Annotated in this window: 4 protein-coding genes; all 4 read right to left on the bottom strand. The window is 75.4% G+C overall.

Features of this window, described 5'->3' with window-relative positions:
- Positions 1 to 1,840 (bottom strand): serine/threonine-protein kinase (locus tag HW577_RS21110; RefSeq protein WP_198378094.1); only part of this gene is annotated, 1,840 nt, incomplete at its 3' end.
- Between the two features lie 88 nt (positions 1,841 to 1,928).
- Complete coding sequence (locus tag HW577_RS21105) at positions 1,929 to 2,378, bottom strand: ATP-binding protein (protein WP_198378093.1); 450 nt, start codon at positions 2,376 to 2,378, stop codon at positions 1,929 to 1,931.
- A complete protein-coding gene (locus HW577_RS21100) occupies positions 2,375 to 2,713 on the bottom strand; it encodes an STAS domain-containing protein (RefSeq protein WP_198378092.1) in 339 nt (112 codons plus the stop codon). Before HW577_RS21100 ends, HW577_RS21105 begins: the two co-directional genes overlap by 4 nt.
- Positions 2,714 to 2,729: 16 nt before the next feature.
- Positions 2,730 to 4,607, bottom strand: a 1,878-nt coding sequence (locus tag HW577_RS21095; RefSeq protein WP_232475115.1) for a PP2C family protein-serine/threonine phosphatase, incomplete at its 5' end; no start/stop codon positions are given.

Raw genomic sequence — 4,607 nt, 5'->3', positions numbered from 1 at the left:
TCCAGGTGTGTCTGGACCTCAGACCTGTGCTCTTCCGATCTGCCGGTTGCGCGGCGAGTTGCGGCGGCGGTGCGGCTGCGGCGAAAGCGGCGTGTCCACGCCCTCGCGCCGCGCCGCCGGTCGACAGGTCGTCAGCTGCAGCGCCGTGCTGCGCGGGCGGCTGCGCATCCGTTGCGGCTGCGGCGGAAGGCAACGGTCCGGGCGCGAGCGCCGCGACGCCGGACGCGAACCCGCCTTGCGCAGCTTCGTCATGCACGCGCGGGTCGTCCCGCGTCGCGGCGTCGGGCGGGACATCGGCTCCGCGCGCCGCAGCCTCGGCACCCGGCGGCATCCCGCCAGGCGGCACGCCGTCGTGGGACAGGACGTCCGACATCGCCTGCGCGGGCCGCGCGACCGGTGCCATGGATGATGCGACGCCGATGCCCGCCTCGGCCGTCGCGGACAAGACTGTTGGCTGCCGCGGCGGCGCGCCGGCGGCGGCGTGTGCCTCGTCGGCGTGAGACCGTAGCGCGGGCGGGGTGGTGTCCGACGCGGCACCGGCGCCGGGGCTCGACCTGATCGCCTCTGCCGGTTCCGGCATCCAGGCCAGCGCCGGCGCGCGCGCCGCGACATCACCTGCCGACGGCGCCGCGGCGACGGAAGCCGCATCGCCGCGCACAACAGGCGCCTCCACGACGGAGGAAGACGCGGCGGACGCCCCCGCGACCGGCGGCGCTACATCCACCGCGACAACGGCGGCCATGTCGGCGACGCGCGTCGCGGCGATGCCGAGCGCCAGGCCGGCGACCATGCCGACCGCGATCCCCTGGCCGAAGCGCCCGCGCGCGGGCACTGGCGGTGCCAGCAGCGCCGGTGGCATCGCAGGCACCAGCGCACCTCCCACCGGCGGCTCCAGGTCGAGCCCCGGGAGCGGCGGCGCGTCCTGCCAGCGCGGCGCCTCCGTCAGCGCCGCACGGATCGCCGCGGCCATCTCCTCGGCGGTGGCGAAGCGATCCTCCGGCGCCTTGGCCAGCGCGCGGGCGACCAGCCCATCCACCGCCGGCGGCAATTCGGCGCGCAGGCGCGTGGGCGCCGGCGGCTCCTCGTGCTGGATGCGATGGAAGATGCCCGGCATCGTGCCCTTGAAGGGCCTCTCGCCGGTCAGCATGTCGTACAGGATGACGCCCGCGGCCCAGAGGTCGGTGCGGCGATCGACCGCCTCCCCGCGCAGCTGCTCGGGCGCCATCACCCAGGGCGTGCCGATCATCTGGCCGACGACCGTGCGGTCGTCAGCCTCCGTGCGCGCGATGCCGAAGTCGGACAGGCGGACTTCGCCGAGCCCGTCCTCCAGGTTCATCTCGAGCAGGATATTCCCCGGCTTCACGTCGCGATGGACGATCCCGCGCTCATGCGCGGCATGCAGGGCGGACAGGAGCGCGCAGAGGATGCGTGATGTCTCGGCCAGCGGCGGTGGCCCGGTGCGGCGCAGCGCGTCGGCCAGCGTCTCCCCGATCACGAGTTCCATCACGATCCAGGCGAAGCGCTCGCCCTGGCCGAAATCGTGGACCGTGATGATGTTGGGGTGGGTCAGGCGGGAAACGGCGCGCGCCTCCACCTGGAAGCGCCGCAGGCTCTCGCGTCCCTCCGCGCCCAGGTTCTGCGCGATCGGCATGACCTTGACGGCGACGAGGCGGCCGAGGACGCGGTCATAGGCCTCGAACACCTCGCCGAAGGCACCGCGGCCGATGGAATCGCGCACCTCGTAGCGGCCGGCGATCAGCGCCGGCGTGCCGTCCGCGGCGGGCGCGAGGGAGGCGAGGGTCGGATCGTCGTCGTGGAGATGCGGCGCGGCCTGGCTCACCCGGCGGTTCCCATGCTTCGGCGCCCGGGCGTCAGGACCGGGGCGCGCCACCCTAGGGCGCCGGACGTGAACAAGAGGTTTGCCGCGCTCACGCCCCCGCCGGGCAGCGCCGTTCCAGCCGCAGCCGGTTGCGCCCGCCGATGCGGGCATAGGACTGCCGGTCGGTCATCTCGCGCATGAAGTGGAGGCCGAGCCCGCCGATGGCGCGATCCTCCAGCGCCGCGTCGACATCGGCGGGCGCCGCCGCGGTCGGGTCGAAGGCGATGCCGTCATCCTCGGTCTCGATCGCGACCTCGACGGCCTCGCCGGCGGGCGCGGCCTGGAGCGCGAGCGTGAACACCCGCCCCTGCCCCGTCCCGCCGGGCCAGGCGTTGCGGAGGATGTTCGTCACAACCTCCTCCAGCACCAGCAGCACCTGCATGCGCGCCGGCGTCGCGCAGCCCGCCTCGGCGAGCAGCGCCTCGGCGCGATCGAGCAGCGCCGGCACCTCCTCCGCCGCGCGCGGGCCCTCGCAGGCGATGCCGGCGGCCTGGCTCATGCGCCGAGCATCGCCGCCGCCTCGACCTCCCCCGGCGCGATCGCCAGGATGCGCGAGAAGCCGGAGATGTCGAACACGTCCCGCACCGCGGGCTGCAGGCCGAACAGCGCGACGCCGCCGGCCGCCGCCTTGGCCTGCTTGGCCGCGAGCAGCACGACGCGCAGCCCGGCGGAGGAGACATAGGCGACCTCCCGCATGTCCAGCAGCACGCGCGACTGCCCGGGTGCGAGCGCGCCCAGGATGCCGCGTTCCGCGGCGGCGCTCGTGGCGGTGTCGAGCCGCCCGGCGATCCGGTGGATCACCGTCCCGTCCTTGCGTTCCGTGATCAGGTCCATCGTGTCCGTCTCCATCTCAGGCCATGGCCGCCGCCGGGACGCCCGGGGCGCGCGCCGCCGCCACGCCATGGAAGGCGAGGCAGAGCAGCGTGATGTCGTCCGCCTGCGGCGCGCCGGCCGCGAAATCCTCGACCGCGTCGGCGATGCGCAGCACGGTCTGCGCCGGGGTCGCGCCGCGCGATCCGGCCAGCGCATCGGCGAGCCGTGCCTCCCCGAACAGAGCGCCGTCGGCGCGGTCGGCTTCCGTCACGCCGTCGGTGAACAGCAGCAGCGTCTCCCCCGGCGCGAGGCTCGCCGCGTGGTCGGCATAGGCAAGGTCCTCCATGACGCCGAGCGCCACGCCTTGCGCGCCGCGCCCGTGCAGCGGGACCTCCCCGCCGTCCGCGCGCAGCAGCCGCGGCGCGTCGTGCCCGGCGCTGGCATGCACGACCGCGCCGGTCTGGCAGTCGAGGATGGCGACGAAGGCGGTCGCGAACATCATGGAAGGATTGTCGGCGGCGAGGATGTCGTTCGCCTGCGCCAGCGCCTCGGCCGGGCTCGCGCCGCGCGTCACCGCGGCGCGCAGCAGGCTGCGCGTCATGGCCACGAAGATCGCCGCCGCGACCCCCTTGCCGGAGGCGTCGCCCACCATCAGCGCGAGTCTTTCGCCCGGCAGCATCAGCACGTCGTAGAAGTCGCCCCCCACCTCCTTGGCCGGGCGCATCTCGGCATGGAGGGAGAAGGCGGGGCGCGTGGGGAACTCCGTCGGCAGGCTCGCCATCTGCAGGCGGCGCGCGACCTCCAGCTCCTCGACCATGCGATCGAAGGCGACGCGCTGGTCCAGCGCGGCGCGCACCGTCTCGAGGTCCCGCGTGCGTTCGGCCAGCAGCCCGTCCATCCGGCCATGGCGGTCCAGCACGCCTTCGGCCATGCGCCCGAAGGCCTCGGCCAGCACGTGGCCGCCGCCTTCGGCACCCGTCTCGGCCCGGCGCAGCAGGGCCTCGACCGCGGCGCGCTCGGCCGGGTCCAGCACGGCGGCGAGGCGGGCGAGGTTGCCGCGGATCACCGCGATCACCCTCTCCCGCGCGAGCCTCTCGCGCATCTCGTGCCGGCCAAGCGCGAGCCCGCTCGCGCGCAGCGCCTCGAAGGCGGCGGCGATCTCGCCCACCTCATCGCGCCGCGCGGGGACGCTGGTGCTGGCATAGGGATCGCCCGCCGCGACCGCGCGCAGCACGCCGGCGAGGCCGGTCAGCGGGTCGAGGGTCGCGCGCAGCATCCGGTGCAGCAGCACGCCGGCGGCAAGGCCGATGCCGACCAGCAGCGCGAGGGCCGAGAGCGTCGCGAGATCCTCCCGCCGCGCCTCGGCCGTCGCGTCGCGCAGCACCATCAGCCGCGCGACCGGCAGCCCGGCCGGCGACCGCAATTCGGTCGGCACGACGAGCACCGCCCGCCCCTCATGCTCGATCAACCGCGGTACGGCCGCATCAGCGCCGCCCGGGCCGAGCAGCGCCCAGCCCGCGGCCTCCGGCGCCGCGAGCGGGCGGCCCTCGAGGTCGGCGAGCAGCACCTCCGCGCGCAAGGACGCGGAGAGCGCGCGCAGCGCCCCGTCGAACGGCATGGCGAAGGCGAGCAGCGCGGCGTCGAGCCGGCGCACGGCGACCAGCCGCAACGTGCCATCCGTCGCGGCGGTCTCGACGCCGAGCACCTCCCGACCCGGGGCGAGTTCCCGGAACAGCGCCGCGCCCGGCAGCATCGGCTCGCCCGAGCGCGGGCCGGGGGCGGCGGCGATCAGCTGGTCGCCACGGCCGATCGCCTCGATCCGTCCCTCGGGCACGTCCGCGGCCAGCCAGACCGGAAGAGCACACGTCCGAACACCAGCCACACCTGAAACGCGGAGGCCGGCGTGCGGCGGGGA

This window comes from Neoroseomonas rubea, from assembly GCF_016106015.1.
GTDB classification, from domain to species: Bacteria; Pseudomonadota; Alphaproteobacteria; order Acetobacterales; family Acetobacteraceae; genus Neoroseomonas; species Neoroseomonas rubea.
Note: the sequence above shows the minus strand (reverse complement) of the source record. Positions and strands in the feature narration are given on the sequence as shown.

Bases quoted from the DNA above. Each gene is read 5' to 3' on its own strand.
- HW577_RS21105 (WP_198378093.1), bottom strand. From the start codon at position 2,378: ATGAGCCAGGCCGCCGGCATCGCCTGCGAGGGCCCGCGCGCGGCGGAG.
- HW577_RS21100 (WP_198378092.1), bottom strand. From the start codon at position 2,713: ATGGACCTGATCACGGAACGCAAGGACGGGACGGTGATCCACCGGATC.